Source organism: Streptomyces sp. NPDC027189 (assembly GCF_055566975.1).
Genome location: NZ_JBVHRI010000011.1, coordinates 269,670 through 291,777, shown reverse-complemented (window position 1 = coordinate 291,777; position 22,108 = coordinate 269,670). Strand labels below are relative to the sequence as shown.

Annotated in this window: 16 protein-coding genes; 4 read left to right on the top strand and 12 right to left on the bottom strand. The window is 71.2% G+C overall.

The genetic code is table 11. The features are described from left to right. Positions 1 to 316: 316 nt before the first annotated feature. Entirely contained in the window at positions 317 to 1,324 is a 1,008-nt protein-coding gene (locus tag ACZ4RZ_RS26710; RefSeq protein ID WP_467748225.1) for a stage II sporulation protein M, read from the bottom strand. Positions 1,325 to 1,443: 119 nt separating this feature from the next. Between ACZ4RZ_RS26710 and ACZ4RZ_RS26705 the strand changes: the two genes are divergently transcribed. After that, a complete protein-coding gene (locus ACZ4RZ_RS26705; protein ID WP_467748223.1) occupies positions 1,444 to 2,451 on the top strand; it encodes an RDD family protein in 1,008 nt (335 codons plus the stop codon). A gap of 99 nt (positions 2,452 to 2,550) precedes the next feature. On the opposite strand, the gene ACZ4RZ_RS26700 is transcribed toward ACZ4RZ_RS26705, so the two are convergent. Next, positions 2,551 to 3,165: a hypothetical protein gene (locus tag ACZ4RZ_RS26700; protein WP_467748221.1), complete on the bottom strand. Its 615-nt coding sequence runs from the start codon at positions 3,163 to 3,165 to the stop codon at positions 2,551 to 2,553. A gap of 111 nt (positions 3,166 to 3,276) precedes the next feature. After that, positions 3,277 to 4,734 carry an adenosylhomocysteinase gene (gene ahcY / locus ACZ4RZ_RS26695; protein ID WP_467748219.1) on the bottom strand — a complete coding sequence of 486 codons (1,458 nt, stop codon included), beginning with the start codon at positions 4,732 to 4,734 and terminating at the stop codon, positions 3,277 to 3,279. 498 nt (positions 4,735 to 5,232) lie between these two features. On the opposite strand from ahcY, the gene ACZ4RZ_RS26690 reads away from it, so the two are divergent. Both ACZ4RZ_RS26690 and lepB read left to right on the top strand, forming a co-directional pair. Then, positions 5,233 to 7,302: a fructose-specific PTS transporter subunit EIIC gene (locus ACZ4RZ_RS26690; protein ID WP_467748217.1), complete on the top strand. Its 2,070-nt coding sequence runs from the start codon at positions 5,233 to 5,235 to the stop codon at positions 7,300 to 7,302. 115 nt (positions 7,303 to 7,417) lie between these two features. Further along, positions 7,418 to 8,092, top strand: a complete 675-nt coding sequence (gene lepB / locus ACZ4RZ_RS26685; RefSeq protein ID WP_467748215.1) for a signal peptidase I — start codon at positions 7,418 to 7,420, stop codon at positions 8,090 to 8,092. 106 nt (positions 8,093 to 8,198) lie between these two features. On the opposite strand, the gene ACZ4RZ_RS26680 is transcribed toward lepB, so the two are convergent. The 7 genes from ACZ4RZ_RS26680 to ACZ4RZ_RS26650 all read right to left on the bottom strand — a co-directional run bounded on the left by ACZ4RZ_RS26680 (position 8,199) and on the right by ACZ4RZ_RS26650 (position 15,963). Beyond that, positions 8,199 to 9,170, bottom strand: coding sequence for a cation diffusion facilitator family transporter (locus ACZ4RZ_RS26680; RefSeq protein WP_467748213.1), 972 nt, complete (start codon positions 9,168 to 9,170; stop codon positions 8,199 to 8,201). A 122-nt stretch (positions 9,171 to 9,292) separates the two neighbouring features. Then, the gene (gene manA, locus ACZ4RZ_RS26675; protein WP_467748212.1) at positions 9,293 to 10,444 is read right to left on the bottom strand and encodes a mannose-6-phosphate isomerase, class I; all 1,152 of its coding nucleotides are present in this window, start codon (positions 10,442 to 10,444) and stop codon (positions 9,293 to 9,295) included. Between the two features lie 114 nt (positions 10,445 to 10,558). Further along, positions 10,559 to 11,686, bottom strand: coding sequence for an SIS domain-containing protein (locus ACZ4RZ_RS26670; RefSeq protein WP_467748210.1), 1,128 nt, complete (start codon positions 11,684 to 11,686; stop codon positions 10,559 to 10,561). Positions 11,687 to 11,779: 93 nt separating this feature from the next. Continuing rightward, entirely contained in the window at positions 11,780 to 11,950 is a 171-nt protein-coding gene (locus ACZ4RZ_RS26665) for a Trm112 family protein (protein ID WP_099501666.1), read from the bottom strand. A gap of 233 nt (positions 11,951 to 12,183) precedes the next feature. Beyond that, positions 12,184 to 13,548: a phosphomannomutase/phosphoglucomutase gene (locus ACZ4RZ_RS26660; protein WP_467748208.1), complete on the bottom strand. Its 1,365-nt coding sequence runs from the start codon at positions 13,546 to 13,548 to the stop codon at positions 12,184 to 12,186. A gap of 133 nt (positions 13,549 to 13,681) precedes the next feature. Next, entirely contained in the window at positions 13,682 to 15,298 is a 1,617-nt protein-coding gene (locus tag ACZ4RZ_RS26655; RefSeq protein ID WP_467748207.1) for an L-lactate permease, read from the bottom strand. Positions 15,299 to 15,480: 182 nt separating this feature from the next. Then, positions 15,481 to 15,963 (bottom strand): DUF3499 domain-containing protein, encoded by a 483-nt coding sequence (locus ACZ4RZ_RS26650; protein WP_467748205.1) that lies wholly within the window; start codon positions 15,961 to 15,963, stop codon positions 15,481 to 15,483. 333 nt (positions 15,964 to 16,296) lie between these two features. Here ACZ4RZ_RS26650 and ACZ4RZ_RS26645 point away from each other — a divergent pair, with 333 nt between their 5' ends. Next, positions 16,297 to 16,746: a metallopeptidase family protein gene (locus ACZ4RZ_RS26645; RefSeq protein ID WP_467748204.1), complete on the top strand. Its 450-nt coding sequence runs from the start codon at positions 16,297 to 16,299 to the stop codon at positions 16,744 to 16,746. Positions 16,747 to 16,899: 153 nt separating this feature from the next. On the opposite strand, the gene ACZ4RZ_RS26640 is transcribed toward ACZ4RZ_RS26645, so the two are convergent. Next, entirely contained in the window at positions 16,900 to 18,399 is a 1,500-nt protein-coding gene (locus tag ACZ4RZ_RS26640; RefSeq protein ID WP_467748202.1) for a DUF5719 family protein, read from the bottom strand. Next, a complete protein-coding gene (locus tag ACZ4RZ_RS26635) occupies positions 18,396 to 22,085 on the bottom strand; it encodes a glycosyltransferase family 2 protein (protein ID WP_467748200.1) in 3,690 nt (1,229 codons plus the stop codon). The genes ACZ4RZ_RS26640 and ACZ4RZ_RS26635 overlap by 4 nt, the downstream gene beginning before the upstream one ends. Between the last annotated feature and the right edge of the window lie 23 nt (positions 22,086 to 22,108).

The window sequence follows — 22,108 nt, the reverse complement described above, 5'->3', positions numbered from 1 at the left end:
TGCGTTTCCGACTCTATCAGATCGTTTTCCGGTCCGATTTCCTCGGTGCTTTCCAGGTTTCCGCTTTCGCGTTTCCCTTTCCGGCGGTTCCGACTTTATCAGAAGTTTTGGGCCGGACTGACCGGCAACCATTTCTGAATCATCGGGAGTGGCTCCCCGGAAATCGATTGTTTCCGGAAGCAGACAGACACTAACTGCTGCCACCGGACATGTCCAGTTCTAGGCAACTGTTCGAATCTACCTCCCCACTCGCTCCGTGTCAACGGCTCTTGTGGGGCGAAGAGGAGACTAGCAGGTCAGCGGGTGTGCGCGCACATCAGGCAGCCGTCGGGAGGACGGCGCTGCGCTCGGACTCGTCGACGTCACCCGTGTCGCCGGCACGTACCGCACGACCGCCCAGGACATAGACGTACGCGAGAAAGGCCAGTTCAGCCGCGATTCCGATGCCTATGCGGGCCCAGGTGGGGAGACCGGACGGCGTGACAAAGCCTTCGATGGCGCCCGAGACGAAGAGGATCAGCGCCAGGCCTATCGCCATGCCAAGGGCGGCTCGGCCCTCTTCTGCGAGCGCGGTGCGGCGGGAGCGCGGTCCGGGATCGATCACGGTCCAGCCCAGCCGCAGACCTGTGCCCGCGGCGACGAAGACGGCGGTCAGTTCCAGCAGGCCGTGTGGGAGGACGAGCCCCAGGAACGTGTCGAGGCGGCCGGCCGAGGACATCAGGCCGATGCCGACTCCGAGGTTGAGCATGTTCTGGAAGAGGATCCAGAGGACCGGGATGCCCAGGAAGACGCCCAGGACCAGGCACATCGCAGCGGCCTGGGCGTTGTTCGTCCACACCTGGGCCGCGAAGGAGGCGGCGGGGTGACTGGAGTAGTAGGTCTCGTACTCGCCACCAGGGCGGGTGAGGTCACGCAGCTCGCTGGGGGCGGCGATCGAGGACTGGACCTCGGGGTGCGTAGCGATCCACCACCCCAGGAGGGCCGCGATGACAGTGGAGAGGAGTGCCGTGGGCACCCACCAGTGGCGCGAGCGGTAGACCGCCGCCGGGAAGCCACGTGTCAGGAAGCCGGTGGCATCGCGCCAGGAGGCACGGCGGGTGCCTGTCACCGCACTACGCGCGCGTGCCACGAGTTGGCTGAGGCGGCCGGTGAGCTGTGGATCCGGGGCGCTGGACTGGATCAGAGAGAGGTGGGTGGCGGTGCGTTGGTACAGGGCGACGAGTTCGTCGGCCTCGGCTCCGGAGAGGCGGCGCTGGCGGCGCAGCAGGGCGTCGAGCCTGTCCCACTCGGCGCGGTGGGCGGACACGAAGACGTCGAGGTCCATCGGGTTGGCTGCTCCTCGGCTGTTCGTCGTGAGTGTCAGCTTGTCGTACTGCGGCGCGATGTGCCCTCAGCTTGGCAGACTGGCCGTTCTCGGGGCAGGTCAGGGGAAGGACGGCGAGCGTGAGTGAGCTAGTGACGGGCGAGGCGGTGGCGCTGGAGTTGCGCCCCGCGAAGCTGCCGAGCCGGGCGCTGGCCGTGCTGCTCGACCTGATCGTGACCGTGGCTGTCTATGTCATCGTGACCATCGGTCTGGTGGCTTCGACGGCCGGGCTGGACGATGCGGCGCAGCTCGCGATCTCGATCGCGAGCTTCGTTCTCGTGCTGGTCGGCGGGCCGATCGCGGTGGAGACGCTCAGCCACGGTCGCTCGCTCGGGAAGCTGGCGTGCGGGCTGCGGGTGGTGCGCGACGACGGAGGGCCGATCCGGTTCCGGCATGCGCTGGTGCGCGGTGCCGTCGGGGTGGTCGAGATTCTGATGACGTTCGGAATCGTCGCGTGCATCGCCTCGCTGGTGTCGGCGCGGGGGCGGCGGCTCGGTGACGTGTTCGCGGGGACTCTCGTCGTACGGGAGAGGATTCCGGTCGGCCGTATGCCCTTCGTGCCTCCGCCGCCGCCCTGGCTGGCGGGTCGGTTCTCCGGACTTGATCTTTCCGCCGTGCCGGACGGGCTGTGGTTGGCCATCCGCCAGTACCTGACACGGATGCACCAGTTGGATCCGCAGGTCGGTGGGGCGATGGCGGAACGGCTGGCCATGGATCTAGCCGGCCATACGGGGGCTCCGGCGCCGCAGGGGGTTCCGGCGGCCGCGTATCTGGCGGCGGTGATGCAGGAGCGGCAGACGCGGGAGGCTCGGCGGGCGTTCGGGAACGGGGCGCCCGGGATCACTCGTCCAGGCCCGGGTGGATACCCGCACCCGGGCCCGAGTGGGTACCCGACCGGGGTGCCGAGCGCGGTCGGGCCGGCGGCGCAGAACCCGGGCGCACCCCCCTACCCGTACCCGTCGGCACCGCCTGCACCGTCAGCGATTCCCGAGGCGACGTCGCAACAGGCGCCGCAAGCACCCCGACCCGCCCCGCCGCGGGCCGACCACGCCGATCGCCCCGCGACGGGCTTCGTGCCGCCCGCGTAACCAGCCGTCGCGGCTCGGACGGGCCGCGAGAGGCATCCCCGAGCGCCAGGACGTAGCCCGCCAGGGCATAGCCGCCGGATGTACGTCGGGACGTCGTCGTCAGGAGAACACCGACGGCGGTGATTCGAGGTGTTCCAGTTCGATGCCGGGCGCCGCGAGCACCACGTCTCCCGAGATGTGCACGGCGTGCTGCTCGCCCGTGTCCAGCGCTGTGACCTGATATTCGTCCACGGCCAGCGGGCCGCTGTCAGTGGCGTGTGTTTCTCTCGAGATCAAGGCCCAGGACTGGTCGAGGGTGCGCGGGGCGAGGACCGGGTCCGTGAAGGCTACGAGGCGTACGCGGGTCGCGGAGGCGGAGGGGGTGAGGCGAAGGAGACGGGCGGTGGCGATGAGGAACGCGGGGGACGCGCCGGTGAAGGCGTGGGCGCGGACATTGCCTTCGGTGGCCTGTGTGCCCGTGGGGTCGGTGCGGACCCAGGTCACGCCGTCGAGGGCGGCACCGCGGACCTGCCAGCCCGCGGCGTGCAGTTCGAGACGGATGGGGCGGCCGAGGTCGTCGAGGGCGAGGTCGACGGAACCGGCTTGGTCGCCCGAGGGGGTGGTGAGTTGGGAGACGTAGCGCCAGCCGGAGGGGCCGGGCGCGCAGTGGAAGTGCTCTTCAGCGAGGGGGGTGTGATCGTGCGGATCATGGAGCGAATAGCGGCCGCGGGGCATGGGCGTTCAGGTCCTCATCGGGGACAGGCCCCCGCCACGGGGGCGAGGGCCTGCTGACATCCGTACGCCGAGCGGTGGTACCGCTGCTCGGCCGGGTGCTGTGCGGGGTGCTCAGTAGCGGTAGTGGTCCGACTTGAACGGGCCCTCGACCTCGACACCGATGTACGCGGCCTGCTCGGGGCGGAGCGTCGTGAGCTTCACGCCGAGCGCGTCGAGGTGGAGGCGGGCGACCTTCTCGTCCAGGTGCTTGGGCAGCACGTAGACATCGGTCGGGTACTCCTCGGGCTTGGTGAACAGCTCGATCTGGGCCAGCGTCTGGTCCGCGAACGAGTTGGACATCACGAAGGAGGGGTGACCGGTGGCGTTGCCCAGGTTCAGCAGGCGGCCCTCGGAGAGGACGATGATCACCTTGCCGTCGGGGAACTTCCAGGTGTGGACCTGCGGCTTGACCTCGTCCTTGACGATGCCCGGGATCTTCGCGAGACCGGCCATGTCGATCTCGTTGTCGAAGTGACCGATGTTGCCGACGATCGCCTGGTGCTTCATCTTGACCATGTCCGAGGCCATGATGATGTCCTTGTTGCCCGTCGTGGTGACGAAGATGTCGGCCTTGTCGATGACCTCGTCGAGGGTCGTGACCTGGTAGCCGTCCATCGCTGCCTGCAGGGCGCAGATCGGGTCGATCTCGGTGATGATCACGCGGGCGCCCTGTCCGCGCAGGGACTCCGCGCAGCCCTTGCCCACATCGCCGTAGCCGCAGACGACGGCGGTCTTGCCGCCGATGAGCGTGTCGGTGGCGCGGTTGATGCCGTCGATCAGGGAGTGGCGGCAGCCGTACTTGTTGTCGAACTTCGACTTGGTGACGGCGTCGTTCACGTTGATCGCCGGGAACAGCAGGGTGCCGTCGCGGTGCATCTCGTACAGGCGGTGGACGCCAGTGGTGGTCTCCTCGGTCACGCCGCGGATCTCCGAGGCGAGCTGGGTCCACTTCTGCGAGCCGTCGCTGATGGTGCGGTGCAGCAGTTCGAGGATGACGCGGTGCTCGTCGGACTCGGCGGTGTCGACCGAGGGGACCTTGCCGTCCTTCTCGTACTCGACGCCCTTGTGGACGAGGAGGGTGGCGTCACCGCCGTCGTCCAGGATCATGTTCGGGCCGCCGGTGGGGCTGTTCGGCCAGGTCAGCGCCTGCTCCGTGCACCACCAGTACTCCTCCAGGGTCTCGCCCTTCCAGGCGAAGACGGGGACGCCCTGAGGGTTCTCGGGCGTGCCGTTCGGGCCGACCGCGATGGCCGCGGCGGCGTGGTCCTGGGTGGAGAAGATGTTGCAGGAGGCCCAGCGGACCTCGGCGCCGAGGGCGACCAGGGTCTCGATGAGGACGGCGGTCTGCACCGTCATGTGCAGGGAGCCGGTGACGCGGGCGCCCGCGAGGGGCTGCGCCTCGGCGTACTCCTTGCGGATCGACATCAGGCCGGGCATCTCGTGCTCGGCGAGGGTGATCTCCTTGCGGCCGAAGGCGGCCAGGGAGAGGTCGGCGACCTTGAAGTCCTGTCGGTTGTCGACAGTCGTCATTGCGAGCTGCTCCTCGGGATTGGGGCGAGGTGAATACGGCTGGTCTGCGCGGCGGCTGGCATACGCATGCCCGAGCGAGGCACGGACGTGCCCAGCACGGCACACGAGTGCCTGGTGCGCGCAGCGCAGTCCGTCGGAGGCCCTCTCTCCCTCGGCCGGTCCGCGGTGGGACCGCCCGACCGCCATCAGCAGCGACGTCTGGCTCAGGCACCAAGCTACACCGGTGGGCCCAGCCCTCCCCAGTCCGCCTCCGGACACCACGGGGTGCCGTGCGCAGGCATCAGGCCGATAACGGAACGTCCTCGGGATCGATAACAGCCTGTCCTCGGCAGGGCCAACAGGGGCCATCAGACCTGGGCATTCACGGACGTTCGGAGCTTTTGATCCTGGGCTGGGGTGTTGCAGGATGCGGGGAGATCGCGGCCGTGCGAGCGATCTTGCGGGGCGTCCGGGCGGCGTTCCGCGTGATGAAGGCATCAAAGGCGTTAGGAGATCCACGTGACCAGTCCGGCCGGCCCTCCCCCCACGGGCAACGGCGGCGGCGAGCAGAACCGGTTGAAGCTGCTCGCGGTGACCGCATGCCCGACCGGCATTGCCCACACCTATATGGCGGCCGAGAAGCTCGCGCAGGCTGCGGAGCGCCTCGGCATCGAGATGAAGGTGGAGACCCAGGGATCCATCGGGGCCGAAAACGCACTGGATGACAACGATGTCAAGACGGCGGACGGCGTCATCGTCGCTGCCGACAAGGACGTGGACCTGAGCCGGTTCGCGGGGAAGCGGGTCATCACCGTCGGGGTAGCCGAGGGGATACACCATCCGGAGCGGCTGATCGAGCGGGTGCGGTCGGCGCCCGTGCACACCGCGGGCGCCACCGCCGAGGCGACGAGCGGCGGCGGCAGGGAGCGGAGCCTGGCGTACAAGGCGCTGATGAACGGGGTCAGCTACATGATCCCGTTCGTCGTGGTCGGCGGGCTGCTCATCGCGATATCCCTCTCGCTCGGCGGGCACACGGACCCGTCCGGCGGCCTGGTCATCCCGAAGGACTCCTTCTGGATGGACGTCAACAACATCGGTGTCATCGGCTTCACGCTGATGGTGCCGATCCTGTCCGGCTACATCGCGTACGCGATCGGGGACCGGCCGGCGCTGGTTCCCGGCATGATCGGCGGCTGGATCGCCAACACCGGTTCGCTGTACGACTCCAAGGCGGGCGCGGGCTTCATCGGGGCGATCGTGACCGGGTTCCTGGCCGGTTATCTGGTGCTGTGGATCAAGAAGGTCAGGGTCCCGAAGTTCGTGCAGCCGATCATGCCGATCATCGTGATCCCGATCGTGGCGACGACGGCGCTCGGCCTCTTCTTCATCAACGTCATCGGCAAGCCCATCTCCTGGGTCTTCGAGCATCTGACCAGCTGGCTGAGCGGGATGACGGGGACGAGCGCGGTGCTGCTCGGCGCGATTCTCGGCCTCATGATCGCGTTCGACATGGGCGGTCCGGTCAACAAGACGGCCTTCCTCTTCGGTGCCGGGCTCATCGCGACCGGCAATCAGACCGTCATGGGCATGTGCGCGGCCGCGATCCCCGTCATGCCGCTCGGGCAGGGCCTGGCGACGCTGATCCGGAAGCGGCTCTACACCGAGCAGGAGCGCGAGACCGGGCTGGCCTCGCTGTTCATGGGCTGCTTCGGCATCTCCGAGGGCGCGATCCCGTTCGCGGCCGCGCGGCCCGCGCAGGTCATCCCCGCGAACATGCTCGGCGGCGCGGTCGCCGGAGCGGTCGCCGGGCTCGCCGGGGTCAAGGACGCGGTCCCGCACGGCGGGCCGATCGTGGCGGTGCTGGGTGCCGTGGGCGGCGTACCGATGTTCTTCGTCGCCGTGCTCATCGGCACGGCGGTGACGGCGCTGACGACCGTCACCCTGGTCGACCTCAGCGAGCGCAAGCGGCGCGGGGAGGCGCCAGTGCCCACGCCTCGGCGCGCGCCCGAGCCCGCGCTCGCCGGCGTGGGCGCCGGCATCGCCACTTCCACGGCCACGGCCACCGCCACCGCCACCGCCACCGCCACCGCCGTACAAACGACGTCCGGCACCCCTTCGGACAGCGCCGACTCCGAAGTCCTCTCCGGCTACCTCACCGAGCGGACCGTCAAGGTTCGGCTCGAATCCCGGGACAAGGAGTCCGCGATTCGGGAGATGGCCGGGCTGCTGGCCTCCACCGGGAAGGTCGCCGACCTGGAGGAGTTGGTGCGGACGGCCCTGCGGCGGGAGGAGCAGGGGACGACGGGGCTCGGGGAAGAGATCGCGATTCCACATGCCAAGACGGACGCGGTGACCGCGCCGGTCGTCGGGTTCGCGCGGTCCGCCGAGGGCATCGAGTGGGGTGCGCTCGACGGGACCAAGGCCAAGCTGGTCTTCATGATCTCCGTACCGGAGGCGGCCGCGGGTGACGAGCATCTGCGCATCCTCGCCTTGCTGTCGCGGAAGTTGATGGATCCCGGGTTCCGGGAGCGGCTGACGGCGGCGGAGGACGAGCGCGCGATCCTCGGCGTGCTGGGCGAGATCCAGTAGCCGTCCTGGCCATGGCGGGTCCCGTAGCCGGAAGGCTCGGGGCCCGCCGTCGTACGTTCACAGCGAACCGCTAGCCTCTGCGCGCGCGGGAGTGCCGTGCGGGGAGGGGTTGGGGATGCGCAGGGGTCGAGGGCTGGCGGTCACGGCGTGGGTGCTGGGGCCGTTGGGGCTGGTGATGCTGATCGGGTCCTTCATGTACGCGCGGGGTGCGTATACGACGGCCATGGTGCAGAGCGAGAGCATGACGCCCACGTACACCGTCGGTGAGCGGCTCGTCTTCGAGCGCGTCGACGGGTCCGAGGTACGGCGCGGCGACGTGGTGCTGTACTCCGCGCCGGAACGCTACGGACCTGGCCTGAGCGTCATCCAGCGCGTCATCGGGGTCGGCGGCGACCGCGTGGTGTGCTGCGCGGGCGAGGGAGCCGACGAGCGGATCACCGTCAACGGGAAGCCGCTCGACGAGTCGTACGTGCAGGAAGGCATCGCCGACGGAACGCACCGGCCGTACGACGTGAAGGTGCCCGAGGGGCGGCTGTTCCTGCTCGGCGATCACCGCTTGAATGCCAGGGACTCCCGTTTCTTCAGCAGTGACCACGGTGGGACGGTGCCCGTCGGCGCGGTGCGGGGACGGGTGACGGACGAGCGCGCGGTGCCCGTCGCACTCGCGGTGACGGGGATGCTCGGGGTGCCCGTCGTACTCGCCGGGGTCGGCTTCGCGATCGCCGCCTTCGTCGTACGACGGCGGAGTCGCGCGATGCCGCCGATGCCGCCGTGGGCCGTGGAGGTCTGACGGACGGCCGTGCAGGTGTGACGGACGGCCGTGTGCGTCTGACGGACGTACGACGGGGGCCCGCCTGGACAACTCCAGGCGGGCCCCCGTCACGTACAGGAAGAAATCAGTGCGACTGCGCCGGTCCCCCGGGCGTCGCCTCGGGGTCCGGGCCCTTGGCCGCCTCCGCCTCCCTGTAGATGTCCGGCTCCAGGTAGATCACGCGGGCGATCGGGACGGCGGTGCGGATGCGGGCCTCGGCGGCGTCGATCGCGGAGGCGACCTCGGCGGCCGTGTCGTCGTGCTGGACGGCGATCTTCGCGGCGATCAGGAGCTCCTCCGGGCCGAGGTGGAGGGTGCGCATGTGGATGATGCCGGTGACGGTATCGCCGTCGACGATGGCGTCCTCGATCTTCTTGATCTCGTCGCTGCCCGCGGCCTCGCCGAGGAGGAGGGACTTGGTCTCCGCCGCCAGGACCAGGGCGATCAGGATGAGCAGGACACCGATGCAGACCGTGCCGATGCCGTCCCAGATGCCGTCGCCGGTGAGCAGGGCCAGGCCGACGCCGCCGAGCGCGAGGACCAGACCAATGAGCGCGCCGAAGTCCTCCAGGAGGACGACCGGCAGTTCGGGGGCCTTGGCGCGACGGATGAACTGCGACCAGGAGTGCGTGCCGCGCAGCTCGTTGGACTCCTTGATGGCCGTGCGGAAGGAGAAGCTCTCAGCGATGATCGCGAACACCAGGACGCCCACCGGCCAGTACCAGTGCTCGATCTCGTGCGGGTGCTTGATCTTCTCGTAGCCCTCGTAGACGGCGAACATGCCGCCGACCGAGAAGAGGACGATCGAGACGAGGAAGGCGTAGATGTAGCGCTCGCGTCCGTAGCCGAACGGGTGCTGTGGAGTCGCCTCGCGCTGGGCCTTCTTGCCGCCGATCAGGAGCAGGGCCTGGTTGCCGGAGTCGGCGAGCGAGTGGACGCCCTCGGCGAGCATCGACGACGAGCCGCTGAAGGCGAACGCGACGAACTTCGATGCCGCGATCGCGAGGTTGGCGCCGAGTGCCGCCACGATCGCCTTGGTGCCGCCTGACGCGCTCATGTGTCCGGGGTGTCCCTTCGCCTTCGCCTCTGTCCGTCGCCGGGCCTTTGCCAGCCCTTTGCGACGGGCCATTCTTGCAGCCCGGTCCGACAGCGGCGCCTCAGGCCACCACAGTTACCCCATCAGGCCACCACTGTGGCGCGAAAGATCGTGCCATTCCCGGACGCTTCGGCCTTTTCGCCGGCCGGTACGAAGACCGACTGGCCGGGGGTCAGCGTGATGCCGTCCGCGCGTACCGAACCCGCCGTGCAGAGCAGGATCTGCGGGGTCTCACGGGTGAGGTCCTGCGGGGTGGCGCCCTCCGCCAGGACGTAGCGGGAGAGGCGGAACTCGTCGATGGGGGTCTCATAGACCTCCTCGCCGTCGGGGGAAGCCTCCGGGCGCAGTACGCCGGGATCGCTCGCCTCGAAGCGGACGACACGCAGAAGTTCGGGGACGTCGACGTGCTTGGGCGTCAGGCCGCAGCGCAGGACGTTGTCGCTGTTGGCCATGATCTCGACGCCCAGGCCGTTCAGGTACGCGTGCGGAACGCCCGCGCCGAGGAACAGGGCCTCACCGGGCTGCAGTCGCACGTAGTTGAGCAGCATGGCGGCGATGACGCCGGGGTCGCCCGGGTAGTGGTGGGCGAGGTCGGCGTACGGGGCGTAGGCGCCGCCGAGGCGGTCGCAGACGGCCGCGGTCTCGGTGACCGTGTGGGCCATCTCGTCGGGGTCGGCGCTCAGCACCGCCGTCAGGACCTCGCGCAGCGCCGCGTCCTCCGGGTGCGCGTGCAGCAGGTCGACGTACGGCTTGAGGGAGTCGACGTCGAGTCCCGCGAGGAGCTCGGCGGCCTCGTCGGGGGCGCGAAAGCCGCACAGGCCGTCGAACTCCGTGAGGGCGCAGATGAGTTCGGGCTTGTGGTTGGCGTCCTTGTAGTTGCGGTGCGGGGCGTCGATCGGGACGCCGCGGCGCTCCTCGTCCTCGTAACCCTCCTTGGCCTGCTCCAGGTTCGGGTGCACCTGGAGGGAGAGGGGGGCGCCGGCGGCGAGGATCTTCAGGAGGAACGGCAGGCGGGGGCCGAATTTGGCGGCGGCCGCACGGCCGAGTTCCTGCTCGGGGTCCTCGTCGATGACCTCGTTGAGCGGACCGCGCGCGGTGCGCGAGGGTGCGCCCGGGTGGGCGCCCATCCACATCTCCGCCCGCGGCTCACCGCTCGGCTCCACGCCGAGCAGCTGCGGGATCGCGGTCGTCGAACCCCAGGCATAGGGGCGGATGGTGTTGTCGAGGCGGTCCATACGGTCTCTGCGGTTCCTTCTGGGTACGACGCGGGCGGCGCGGGTCCTGCCTCCGTGGACGAACGTCACGGTGGCGCTTCTCCGCGTACGAAGGTCAGGGTGTCGGAGTCAAGATCAGGCCCCCGAAGCGAGCGCCAGGTAAACGGCGGCGAAATCCGTGATGGCGATCAGCTCGGCCAGGGTCTCCAGCTCGCCACCCTCGTCTGGTTCGAGCTCACTGATCGAGGTGTCGTGGCTGAGGGCGAGTTCGCGGGCGGCGGGCGCCGCGCTGATTCCGCCGATCGGGCGGTCGCGGAGCAGGACCACGCGCGCGTGCAGGGCCTGTGCCTCCTCGACACGGTCACGGAAGAAGTCGTCGGGGTCGGCGCCGGCGGCGAGTGCGCCGGCGAGCAGCACGCTGTGGGAGGCGAGCGCCTCCGGGAGTTCGGCGGTGAGCGCGGGGCGGCCCGCGAGCTCGGCGAGCGCGGCGGTGAAACGGCGGCCCGCGGGGCCCGCCGAGGTGCCCTCCGTCCAGATCACCGGGAGGGCCTCGGCCAGCTCGGCTGCGAGCGTCTTGGCCGGGTTGCTGTAGGTCGCGATGGCCGGGCCGCAGCGCTCGGCGATGTGGTCGAGGCGGTCGGCGACCTTCTGCAGGTCCTCGGGCGGGGCCGAGACGAGGCCGGTGCGGTCGAGGAGGGAGAGCAGCGGGGTGAGCAGCGCCCACAGGACGCCGGGTGCCGACGCGGCCAGGGGTTCGTCCTGCTCGTACGGGGCTGTCGCCATCGGTACGAACAGGCCGTGCGCGCCGTCCACCGACTCGGTCAGCGGGGAGCGGGCCGGGGCCACGGCGGCGACGGTGCAGCCGCGCCGGTAGGCCTGCTCGATCAGGAGTTCGAGGCCTGGTTCGGTGCCGTCCGGTGTGGCGACCAGGAGGAGGTCGACCGAGCCCACCCAGCCGGGCAGCTCCCAGCGCAGGGCGCCCGCGGCGGGGGCGACACCGGTGGGGGTGAGGCGGGTCAGGGGGCAGCTCGCTCCGGCGAGGGTGCCGAGCAGTTCGGCGACGCCGGTGGCGGCCATGCCGGGGCCCGCGATCAGGACGGCGCGCGGGCGGCCATCCGGCTTCAGGTCCGGGATCCCGGCCTCAGTGGCGTGCCGGACCGCGGTACGCACGCGGGCGCCGGCTTCGGCGGCGCCGCGGAGCAGCGCCCGCCGGTCGGCTCTGGCGAGCGCTTCGGGGTCGTCGAGCAGCGATTCGTCGAGCATGGGGTCGGCAGCCTCCGATCGCCGGTGTGTCGCCTGGTGCGTCGCGTTGTGCGGCGCTTCGATGCGTCGCGCAGGCGCGCCGCCTTGTGTCGCTTACGCGGGGCGGCGGGCCTCGTCGACAAGCAGTACGGGGATGCCGTCCCGGACGGGGTAGGCGAGGCCGCAGTCCCCTCCCGTGCAGATCAGCTCGCTCTCCTGCTCCTTGAGCGGGGCGTGGCAGGCCGGGCAGGCGAGGATCTCCAGGAGGCCGGCTTCGAGCGGCATGTGGTGTCCTTTCGAACGGGTGGATGCGGCCTGGTCAGAGTACCGCCGGGGCGCGGCGCTGGCTTGTGCGGAGTGCGGTTGCCCGTTCCCCGGTTGCCGACGCTGACGGGTACCCGGGGTCGGGGGCGGCGCAGGGGGTGGGCCGGCGAACCCGGCGCTGTACGGGGTGCCGCTCTCCTTGGGACGGGTACCGTCCCTGACGGCAGGCATGCAGCTTGGACGGCTGCGATCCCTCAGCCCCTGATGATCTCCAGCACCTCGTCCCGGATCTTCGCCATCGTCGCCTCGTCGCGCGCCTCCGCGTTCAGCCGGAGGAGGGGCTCGGTGTTGGACGGACGGACGTTGAACCACCAGTCCCCGGCCGTGACGGTGAGCCCGTCGAGTTCGTCGAATCCGACGCCCTCGCGGTCCCCGTACGTGCCCTTGATGGCGGCGAGGCGGGCGGCCTGGTCGCCGACCGTGGAGTTGATCTCGCCGGAGCCCACGTAGCGGTCGTACTCGGCTACGAGCTGGGAGAGCGGGCCGTCCTGGCCGCCGAGGGCGGCGAGGACGTGGAGGGCGGCCAGCATGCCCGTGTCGGCGTTCCAGAAGTCGCGGAAGTAGTAGTGCGCGGAGTGCTCGCCGCCGAAGATCGCGCCGGTGCGGGCCATCTCGGCCTTGATGAAGGAGTGGCCCACACGGGTACGGACCGGGCTGCCGCCCTGCTCCCGGACGACCTCCGGGACGGACCAGGACGTGATCAGGTTGTGGATGACCGTGCCGCCACCGTGCTTGGCGAGCTCGCGGGAGGCCACCAGCGCGGTGATCGCGGACGGCGAGACCGGGTCGCCGTGCTCGTCGACGACGAAGCAGCGGTCCGCGTCGCCGTCGAAGGCGATGCCGATGTCGGCGCCCTCCTCGCGCACGCGCTTCTGGAGGTCCACGATGTTCGCCGGGTCGAGCGGGTTGGCCTCGTGGTTGGGGAACGTGCCGTCCAGTTCGAAGTACATGGGGACGAGGTCCAGGGGCAGGCCGGCGAAGACCGTGGGGACCGTGTGCCCGCCCATGCCGTTCCCCGCGTCGACGACGACCTTGAGGGGGCGGATCGAGGTCAGGTCGACGAGGCCGCGGAGGTACGCCGCGTAATCATCCAACGTGTCACGCTGCGTGATCGTTCCCGGCGTCACGTCCGAGGCCTCCGGGGCGCCCGAGTCGAGCCAGGACTCGACGAGTTCGCGGATCTCCAAGAGGCCTGTGTCCTGGCCGACCGGGGTCGCGCCCGCCCGGCACATCTTGATGCCGTTGTACTGGGCGGGGTTGTGCGAGGCCGTGAACATGGCGCCCGGCAGGTCGAACTCGCCCGACGCGTAGTAGAGCTGGTCCGTGGAGCACAGGCCGATTTCGGTCACGTGGACACCGCGCGCCGCCGCACCGCGCGCGAAGGCCCGCGACAGCCCGGGCGACGAGGGCCGCATGTCGTGCCCGATCACGATGGCTTCCGCTCCGGTCACCTGGACGAAGGCCGCCCCGAACAGCTCGGCCAACGACTCGTCCCACTGGTCCGGGACCACACCGCGTACGTCGTACGCCTTCACGAGCTGCGACAGATCAGCAGTCACGGCCAACCCTCCAGGAGTCCACTTCGGTCGCCCCAAACTACCCGTCCCGACCGACAGTCCGCTGTCGGGCCGCTGAGCGGACGCACATCCGTCACCTGGGGGAAACGCCGCCCGTCAGGACCGCCCCGGTCCGTCAGGGCAGCATCCACTCCAGGACCGGCGAACTCTGCCCCACCACGATCAGACACATGATCAACAGCAGTCCGGCGCTCCAGGGCAGCACCTTGCGCAGCAGGTCGCCCTCGCGGCCCGCGAGCCCGACCGCCGCGCACGCGATGGTCAGGTTCTGCGGCGAGATCATCTTGCCGAGCACACCGCCCGAACTGTTGGCGGCGGCGAGCAGTTCGGGAGACAGTCCCGACTCCCTGGCCGCGCTCACCTGGAGGGCACCGAAAAGGGCGTTCGCCGAGGTGTCGGAGCCGGAGACGGCCACGCCGAACCAGCCCAGAACGGGTGACAGGAAGGCGAGCCCCGCGCCGGCCGCCGCCACGAAGTGGCCGATCGTGGCGGCCTGCCCGGAGAGGTTCATGACGTAGGCGAGGGCCAGCACGGACGTGACGGTGAGGATCGCGAACCTCAACTCGTGTACGGTCGCCGCCCATTCCTCGACCGCCACGCGCGCGTGCACCCCGAGGACGACGGCCGTGCACAGCCCGGCGAGGAGCACGAGGGTGCCGCCGGTCGACACCAGGGGCAGCGTGAAGACATTGCCGCCGACCGGATCGCCGTCCGGGTTCACGACATTCAGGAACGGCCAGTCGAAGACGCGCGTCGCCTTCGCCAGCCAGTCCTTCACCGCCGGTATCTGCGCGATCGAGAAGATGGCGACGATCAGGGCGTACGGGGCGTAGGCGCGCACGACTTCGGGCCGCGGGTCCTCCTCGTCCAGGTCCTCGCTGCGTACGCCGGTCAGGACCGCGGCCCTTACCGGCTCGGCGGCGGGCCTGCGCGCGTGCGGTACGGCGACCAGGGCGGCCGCGCCCGCCAAGGAGGCGCCGATGTCGGCGAGTTGCGCGGAGACGTAGTTCGAGGCGGCGAACTGGGCGGCGGCAAAGGCGACTCCGCACACCAGGGCGGGCACCCAGGTCTCGCGCAGCCCGCGCCGGCCGTCGACCAGGCCGACGAGCACGAGGGGCACGACGAGGGCCAGCAGCGGGGTCTGACGGCCCACTACGGAGGCGACGGAATCCAGGGGCAGGCCCGTGACTTGGGCGAGCGTGACGACCGGTGTGCCCATGGCGCCGAAGGCGACCGGCGCGGTGTTGGCGACGAGCGCGACGACCGCCGCGCGCACCGGGTCGAAGCCGAGCGCGACCAGCATCACGGAGCAGATCGCGACGGGCGCCCCGAAGCCCGCGAGAGCTTCCAGGAGTGCGCCGAAGCAGAAGGCGACGACGAGGGCCTGGATGCGCGGGTCGTCGGACAGCCGCCCGAACGAGCGGCGCAGGATGTCGAAGTGCCGGGTGCGGACCGTCATCCGGTACACCCACAGCGCGTTGACGACGATCCACAGGATGGGGAAGAGGCCGAAGACGGCGCCTTGGGCGGCGCTGGAGAGCGTCTGGCCGACCGGCATGCCGTACGCGAGCCAGGCGACCACGGCGGCTGCCAGCAGGCCGATGAGCCCGGCCCGGTGCGCTTTCATGCGGACGCCGCCGAGCAGGACCAGCACGATGACGAGGGGTAGGGCAGCGACGAGGGCGGACAGGCCGAGCGAGTCGGCGACGGGTTTCAGTTCCTGGACGTACACGGGCGCCTCCCCGGTTTCCGTGATGCGGAAAGCGATTTCTCACGGCAAACGGAATGGTCGTGTCCGCGACAACTTCACGTCAATGGGTGTGCGCCGCTCCGTGAAATCGGCGTACGGGGAAGCCGCGTTCCGGGATGGCGCACGGGGACTCGGGAAACGGCGTGCGGACGAGTGCGGAGCGCTCAGTTGTCCGGCGAGCGCAGCACCCGCAGATGGCCGCGGCGCGCGACCTCCATGGGGTCCGCCGAGCGGGCGCCGCCGCTGCCGCCGGCCTCCGCGGCGCGCTGCTGCGGCCGGGCCGCCTCGCGCACCGCGTTGGCAAGCGCCTCCAGATCGTCACCGCTGGGGCGGGAGGGACCCGAGGCGTCGGCGAGCCGGACGACCTCCCAGCCGCGCGGCGCGGTGAGGCGCTCGGAGTGCTCCGCGCACAGGTCGTAACAGTGGGGTTCGGCGTAGGTGGCGAGCGGGCCGAGGACCGCGGTCGAGTCGGCGTAGACGTACGTCAGCGTCGCGACGGCGGGGCGGCCGCAAGCGGTGCGCGAACAGCGACGTACAGGGCTCACGACGTTGGACGGTACCGCACTCTTGAGCGGGCCGCGACGACTCTCCCCCACGTCACCCCACCGTGTCGTGCTGTGAGACCGCCCACACAAAGCTCCGAGCATCCCGCCCTGACCTGGGGCGACATCACATTCCGAGATCCCGAACAGACCTGAATCCGGTCACCACTTGGTGCAAACCACGTCAATTGCCATGTGAGCGGCGGTCTTGGAGGGATACGGAATCGAGCCCAACCTTGGCCGGAATGGTCATCGAGCGACATCGCGCATGATCACCTGACTTCGTACCGCCGTTGTGATCACCGGGCCTTCCCGCTGCCGACATGATCACCGCGCCGGATGCCGTCTGCTTGATCACCACGCCGGGTGCCGCCGGTGCGGGGGCGGCCGCGTGGGGGCCGGGCACCCGGACCTTGCGGGGACTACTCTTCGTCAGTGATGGACAACCCCGTACAGCCCCGCGCCGCCGCACCCGGGCCCCGCCGTCGTGACCGCCATGGCAGGGGCATGCGCGGCCCCGTGGCGCCGCCCCAGGTGCCGCTCTCCGCGAGCCGCGCCGAGGTGTTCGCGGACCTGGTCCAGGACTCCGTGGAGCGGCTGGAGCGGCGCTGGCCACAGCTCGCCGACATCGACTTCCTGGTCCTCGAAGTGCCCCGCCTGGAGGGCTCGAGTGAGAGCTGGAGCGATGAGGCGGTGCCCCTGGGCGGCACGATCCCCGCGCGAGAGGGCCGCCCCGCGCGCGTGGTCGTCTACCGCCGCCCGGTCGAGATCCGCACCAAGGGCCGTGACGAGCGCGCCGCCCTGGTGCACGAGGTCGTCGTGGAGCAGGTCGCGGAGCTGCTGGGGCTGACGCCGGAGACGGTGGATCCGCGGTACGGCGAGGACTGAACCGCCGGGACCTCGTGGAGGGCCCGGCGGATCAAAACCAGGGGGTCCTCGTGGAGGACCTGGTGGATCACTACCTCAGGGTCCTCTTGTAGGACCTGACGGATCAAAACCAGGGAGTCCTCGTGGAGGACCTGGTGGATCACTACCGGTGGCTCACTTCTTCAACAGCACCGAGAGATCCTGCTCCGCCTCCGGCACCGCCACCGTTCCGCGGTCGTCCGGGAGCGTCTGGATCGTGAAGCCGGGCACGCCCTCTTCGGTGGCCGCGAGCATCCGGGAGGCGTAGACCGGGCCTCCGGAGACCGGCTCGACGGTGAGGGCGTACGTCCCCTTGAGGCCGCTCGGGACCGGTGCCTCGACGTTCTGCGTCGTCCCGCCCTTGATCGTGAACGTCTTCGTCGCGGCCGTACCCCCCTCGCTGCCCGCGGACGCGGTGACCTTGACCTGGGCGGTGCGGCCGGGGGCGGTCAGGGCGAGCGTGGAGCCCTTGGAGCTGTTGTCGGCGACCGTCGCGCGCGCGCCGACCGGGCTGGTGGCGGGGATGAACGCGGTCTCCTGCTTGTCGCCCTTGCCGCGCACGACGCGCAGGGCGGCGACGACCGGCACCGACGTGCCGGTGGGCGTGAGCACCAGGGAGCCCGCTTCGCCCCGGGTGACGTCGCCGAGGTCGATCGCCGACGTCATGCCGGACTTCACGTGCAGCGTCTCGTTCCCCGCGGGAGTGATCAGCCCGGAGGGCGAGGCGAGGCGTACCTTCAGGTCGGCGTCGGCGTCGCCGGGCACGAAGGCGACCAGACGAACGGACGTGGCGTCCTTCGGGATGCCCGGCAGGACGAGGCTGCCGGCGGGGTCGGCGGAGGCGGCCAGCCAGTCGCCGCCGAGCTTGTCGTCCAGTGCCTGCACGGCGGCTCCGACGCGGCCGCTGCGGACCTTCACGTGCACGGTGAGGTTGGTCTGCGGGTCGTCCGTGAGCGTGTTCAGCAGGATCGGCTCGCTGGAGTGCGGCTGGACCGTGATCCCGTCGCCCACCGTCGACTTGAGGGTGCCGTCCTTGCCGTACAGCTCGATGTCGACAACGGCGGCGGAGTCGTCGGGGTTGGTCAGGTGCACGTAGTCGGTGCGCTCGGCGGCGGTGCTGGCACCCGGGAACCAGAACTCGGTGTCCGGGGCGGTGCAGTTGGTGCCGAGCAGACCGCGCCCGGTGCCCGCGGCGACCTCGGTGGTCTCCTGGACGGTCCAGCCGGGCGCGAACTTGCCCCCGGCGGTGCCGACGAGGGCGGGCGCCTCGGCGCCCGAGCTGTCACCGGTGGCCGGCTTGCCGGGCTCCTTGGGTTCCACGACGGGCTTGGCGGCCTTCTTGCCGCTCTTCTGGCCGCCGGACCCGTCCCCCGACTCCTCGGTCGCCGCCTGGAGTTCGGCCTTGCCGTCGGCGCTCGTGCCCTTCGAGACGGGTGTGAACGACGTGTACGCGGTGTCCGCGATGTCGGAGGTGCTCGGCTGCGGGCAGAGCAGGCTGGTGCGCTCCACGGGCAGCCGTGCGGCCGCCTCGGCGGTGTGCCCGCCGGAGGCGGACGGCGCGGAGAGCGTGGCGAATCCGGTGACGGCGGCGAGCGCGGTCGCGCCGGCGATCAGGGACAGGGTGGTGCGGTTCACTGCTGGCTCCCGTCGGGGCGCTCACTGTCGGTGCCGTGCGGCGGCTGCGCGGGCATCTGGGGCTGCGCCGGGTCGTAGCCCTGGCCGGTCGCGTCGTAGCCCTGGCCGTACGTCTGGTCGTACGGTGTCGTGCCCCCGTACGCGTACGGGTCGTACTGGCCGCCCTGGTAGGGGTCCGCCTGGTACGGCTGCTCGTAGGTGCCCGCCGGGTACTGCTGCCCGCCCTGGTACTGCTCGCCGCCGTAGGTGCCGTATTCGGCGCCCGCGTAGCTCGATGTGTCCCACTCGCCGTACGCCTGCTGCTGCGGGACGGCGGCGGGGACGGCCGGGGCCTCCTCCTCCGGAGGAGGCAGGGTGTCCACGTCCTCGGCGGTCTGCTCGGCCTGCTCGGCCTCGGCCTGGGCGCGCAGGCGGCGGGCGCGGCGGCCCTCGCCCGTGACGTCCTGGGCGGGCACGGCCTGCGCCTCGGGGAGGTCGTCGTCGACGTCCCGGCGCCGCCCGGGCAGGGCGAGCACCACGAGAACGACGGCGAGCGAGCCCTGCGCCCACAGCCAGGCGGTGTGGCTCACCGGCGCCTCGAAGGTGACGTCCAACTTGCCGCCGCTACTGGGCAGTTCGAAGCCCTGCGCCCAGCCGTCGACCGTGGTGCGGGTGAGCGGCTTTCCGTCCAGGGTCGCCGTCCAGCCCTCGTTGGCCGTGTCGGCGAGGCGCAGAACGCGGCCTTCGGCTCCGGTGGGGATGGTGGTGTGCACCTCGACGGGTCCGGCGGCGATGGACAGCGAGTCGCCGGACTTGGGGACGATCGCGGCGCGCGAGACCTGCTGGTCCACGCGCCACAGGGCGCTGCCGTCCTGCTGGCTGAGCCGGGTCAGGCCCGGCGTGGCGTCCAGGACGCGGCTCACCTCGCGCGGCGCGCCCTTGCGGACGAGGACGTAGCGCACGGCGAAGCCGCCGAGCTCGTCGGCCTGGTCGGCGCCGGAGCCGGCCACGAGGTTGGCGACGACCTTGTCGAGCTTCTTGTTCGCGCCGTCTGCCGCAGCGAGCTCGGCGTCGCCGAGGCGGGCGCCGGAGCCGCGCACGAGGGTGTAGCCGACCGTGGCGGCCGAGCGGCTGTCGAGGACGAGGGTGCGGGCCTGGTCGCGGGTACCGCTCTCCTCGGCGACGAACGCGGGCACCTGCACCGGGTCCCGGCGCTCCACCGGCCCGTCGGCGCCCCGGATCATCCATCCGGCGGCGACGAGCAGCGGCCCGGCAGCACAGGCGAAGACGATGAGCGCGGCCACCGGCTGGCGCCAGCCGAAGCTCTGCTCGGCCACGCGCGCGCGTGCCCCGTCGGCACCCATCGCGGCGGCGGCGAGCAGTCCGAGGCCGTAGACGAGGGTGGCGGGGCCGGCCCACGTCGAGCTGTTCGACAGGACGGCGAAGACGAGTGCCACCAGGGCGACCGCCCAGGCCGTCCAGATCCCCGCCTGGCGCTGCGTGCGCATCAGGGCGGCCAGTGCGGCCAGCACGATGCCGAACAGCATCAGCCCGCTGACGGTCCCGGGGCCGCCGGGGCTGGCGCCGAGCAGATCGAGCGCGGAGGCCGCGCTGTCGCCGTACTCCAGACCGGCTTCCTTGAAGAAGCCGAACGGGAGCAGCGTCAGCGACCAGGGGGCGAGGATCAGCAGCGGCGTGCCCAATTGGGCCAGGAAACGGAGCCCATAGGCGGTGATCTCGTTCCGGCGCACGGCGAGGAGCGCGATCCCGAGGACCAGTGCGATGGGCCACACGATCGGGGTGAACGCCGTGATGAACGTGAGCAGCAGGGCGTACGCCCAAGTGGCGCGCCAGCTGCCGCGCGCTCCGGAGGAGTGGGTCAGGCCGCTCGCTGCGATGCCCGCGCGCGCGAGAAGCGGCAGCAGGATCGCGAGGACGGCGGTGCCGATGCGGCCGCCCGCGAGCGCGCCGGTGGCGGCGGGCAGGAAGGCGTAGGCGACCGACGCCCAGGCGCGCAGCAGGCGCGACTCGACGAGGGGCCGCGAGGCGAAGTACGCGGCGAAACCGGCCAGCGGCACGGAGGCCACCAGGAGCACGGTGACCGCGAGCCCGGTGGAGCCGAGGAGCAGCGAGGCCAGCAGCGCGACGAGCGCGAGGTAGGGCGGCGCGGACTGGGTGCCGCCCGCGCCCACCGGATGCCAGCCGTCGAGGTAGTGCGACCACAGCTCGGAGGAGTCGGCGGGCGCGGGCAGCAGCGCGCCGCCCGCGAGCGCCCCGCCGCCGAGCAGCTCACGGCAGGCGAGCAGCGAGACGAACAGCAGCACGAGGAAGAGCATCGGACCGGGGTTGCGGGCGACCCGCTTGAGCCGGGCGAACTGCTCGATCTCCAGGAAGTCGGCGTCGTCGCCGCCCGGTCCTGACTCGACCGCGCCGCCGTGCCGTCCGGCACCGGCGGCGACCTCGGGGTCGGAGCGGCCCACCAGGTTGCTCGCGACCTGCTCGACCGTGGCTCGCACGGTCGCGCCGGGCGGCGGGAACAGCGCGCGCAGCTCGCCCTTGTCGACCTGTGGCCGGCCGCGCCTGCGGCGGCCCGCGATGATCCGCTCGGGGCGCAGCAGGGTGCCGAGGAGGCCGCGGATCTCGTCGACGGCCTGTCCGGGGACCTTGCCGACGAGATACGCGACCGTGCGCAGCAGGGTGCCGAGGACCAGTCGGATCAGGATCCAAGGCAGCTGTGCCGTACGGGCGTTGACGAGGAGGGTGTAGACGGCGCCCGCCTTGTCGACCTTGTGCGGGGACGCGGAGGTGCGGCCCACGCAGTCGACGGTGCGGCGCTCGCGGGAGGCCGCCTCGGCGTGCCGTACGACCGCTTCGGGGGCGACGAGGACGCGGTGGCCGGCGGCCTGGGCGCGCCAGCACAGGTCGACGTCGTCGCGCATCAGGGGCAGTCTGCGGTCGAATCCACCGAGCTGCTCGAAGACATCGCGCCGGATCAGCATGCCGGCGGTGGACACGGACAGCACGGGGTGGACGTGGTCGTGCTGGCCCTGGTCCTGCTCCCGACGGTCCAGACCCGTCCAGCGGCGGCCGGAGTTGGCGATGGTGACGCCGACTTCGAGGAGCTGACGGCGGTCGTACCAGCCGCGGAGCTTGGGGCCCACGACGGCGACTTCCCTGCCGAGCTCCAGCTCGTTCTCCACGACCCGCAGCAGCTGGGCCAGGGCGTCCGGCTCGGGGGCGCTGTCGTCGTGCAGCAGCCACAGCCACTGCTCGGGCTCGCCGTGCGGGAGGTCCGGCATGTCGTACGCGTCGTCGCGCCAGGTGCGGGTGACGGGGTCCCAGCCGCTGGGGCGCTTCAGGTAGGGCAGGTCGTCCGGGGTGAGCACGGCGGCGCTGCGGGCGGCCTCCTCGACGGCCTGGCCGAAGCCGGTGCGCCGGGCGAGGTGCAGCACGCGGTCGGCGCCGAGCGTCTCGGTCAGCAGCTGGGCGGAGTCGTCCGCGCTGCCGGTGTCGGCCGCCACCGCGTTCTGCACGGGGCGCTCCTGGCCGAGCAGCCCGGCGAGCGCCTCGGGCAGCCAGCGGGCGCCGTCGTGGGAGACGAGCACCGCGGTCACCACGTGGCGCGGAAACTCGGGCGGGTGGGCCGGGTCGAACGGCGCGGTGGCAGCGGCGTCGTGATGGGCTGCCGAATGGCTGTGCACGGACATCGAGGTACGGGCCCCGGTTCGAT

What these genes read in the sequence shown, in the direction of transcription:
- ACZ4RZ_RS26700 (WP_467748221.1), bottom strand. Translation starts at nt 3,165, where the DNA reads ATGCCCCGCGGCCGCTATTCGCTCCATGATCCGCACGATCACACCCCC.
- ACZ4RZ_RS26710 (WP_467748225.1), bottom strand. Translation starts at nt 1,324, where the DNA reads ATGGACCTCGACGTCTTCGTGTCCGCCCACCGCGCCGAGTGGGACAGG.
- lepB (WP_467748215.1), top strand. Translation starts at nt 7,418, where the DNA reads ATGCGCAGGGGTCGAGGGCTGGCGGTCACGGCGTGGGTGCTGGGGCCG.
- ahcY (WP_467748219.1), bottom strand. Translation starts at nt 4,734, where the DNA reads ATGACGACTGTCGACAACCGACAGGACTTCAAGGTCGCCGACCTCTCC.
- ACZ4RZ_RS26670 (WP_467748210.1), bottom strand. Translation starts at nt 11,686, where the DNA reads ATGCTCGACGAATCGCTGCTCGACGACCCCGAAGCGCTCGCCAGAGCC.
- ACZ4RZ_RS26645 (WP_467748204.1), top strand. Translation starts at nt 16,297, where the DNA reads ATGGACAACCCCGTACAGCCCCGCGCCGCCGCACCCGGGCCCCGCCGT.
- manA (WP_467748212.1), bottom strand. Translation starts at nt 10,444, where the DNA reads ATGGACCGCCTCGACAACACCATCCGCCCCTATGCCTGGGGTTCGACG.
- ACZ4RZ_RS26635 (WP_467748200.1), bottom strand. Translation starts at nt 22,085, where the DNA reads ATGTCCGTGCACAGCCATTCGGCAGCCCATCACGACGCCGCTGCCACC.
- ACZ4RZ_RS26650 (WP_467748205.1), bottom strand. Translation starts at nt 15,963, where the DNA reads ATGCTCGGAGCTTTGTGTGGGCGGTCTCACAGCACGACACGGTGGGGT.
- ACZ4RZ_RS26665 (WP_099501666.1), bottom strand. Translation starts at nt 11,950, where the DNA reads ATGCCGCTCGAAGCCGGCCTCCTGGAGATCCTCGCCTGCCCGGCCTGC.
- ACZ4RZ_RS26680 (WP_467748213.1), bottom strand. Translation starts at nt 9,170, where the DNA reads ATGAGCGCGTCAGGCGGCACCAAGGCGATCGTGGCGGCACTCGGCGCC.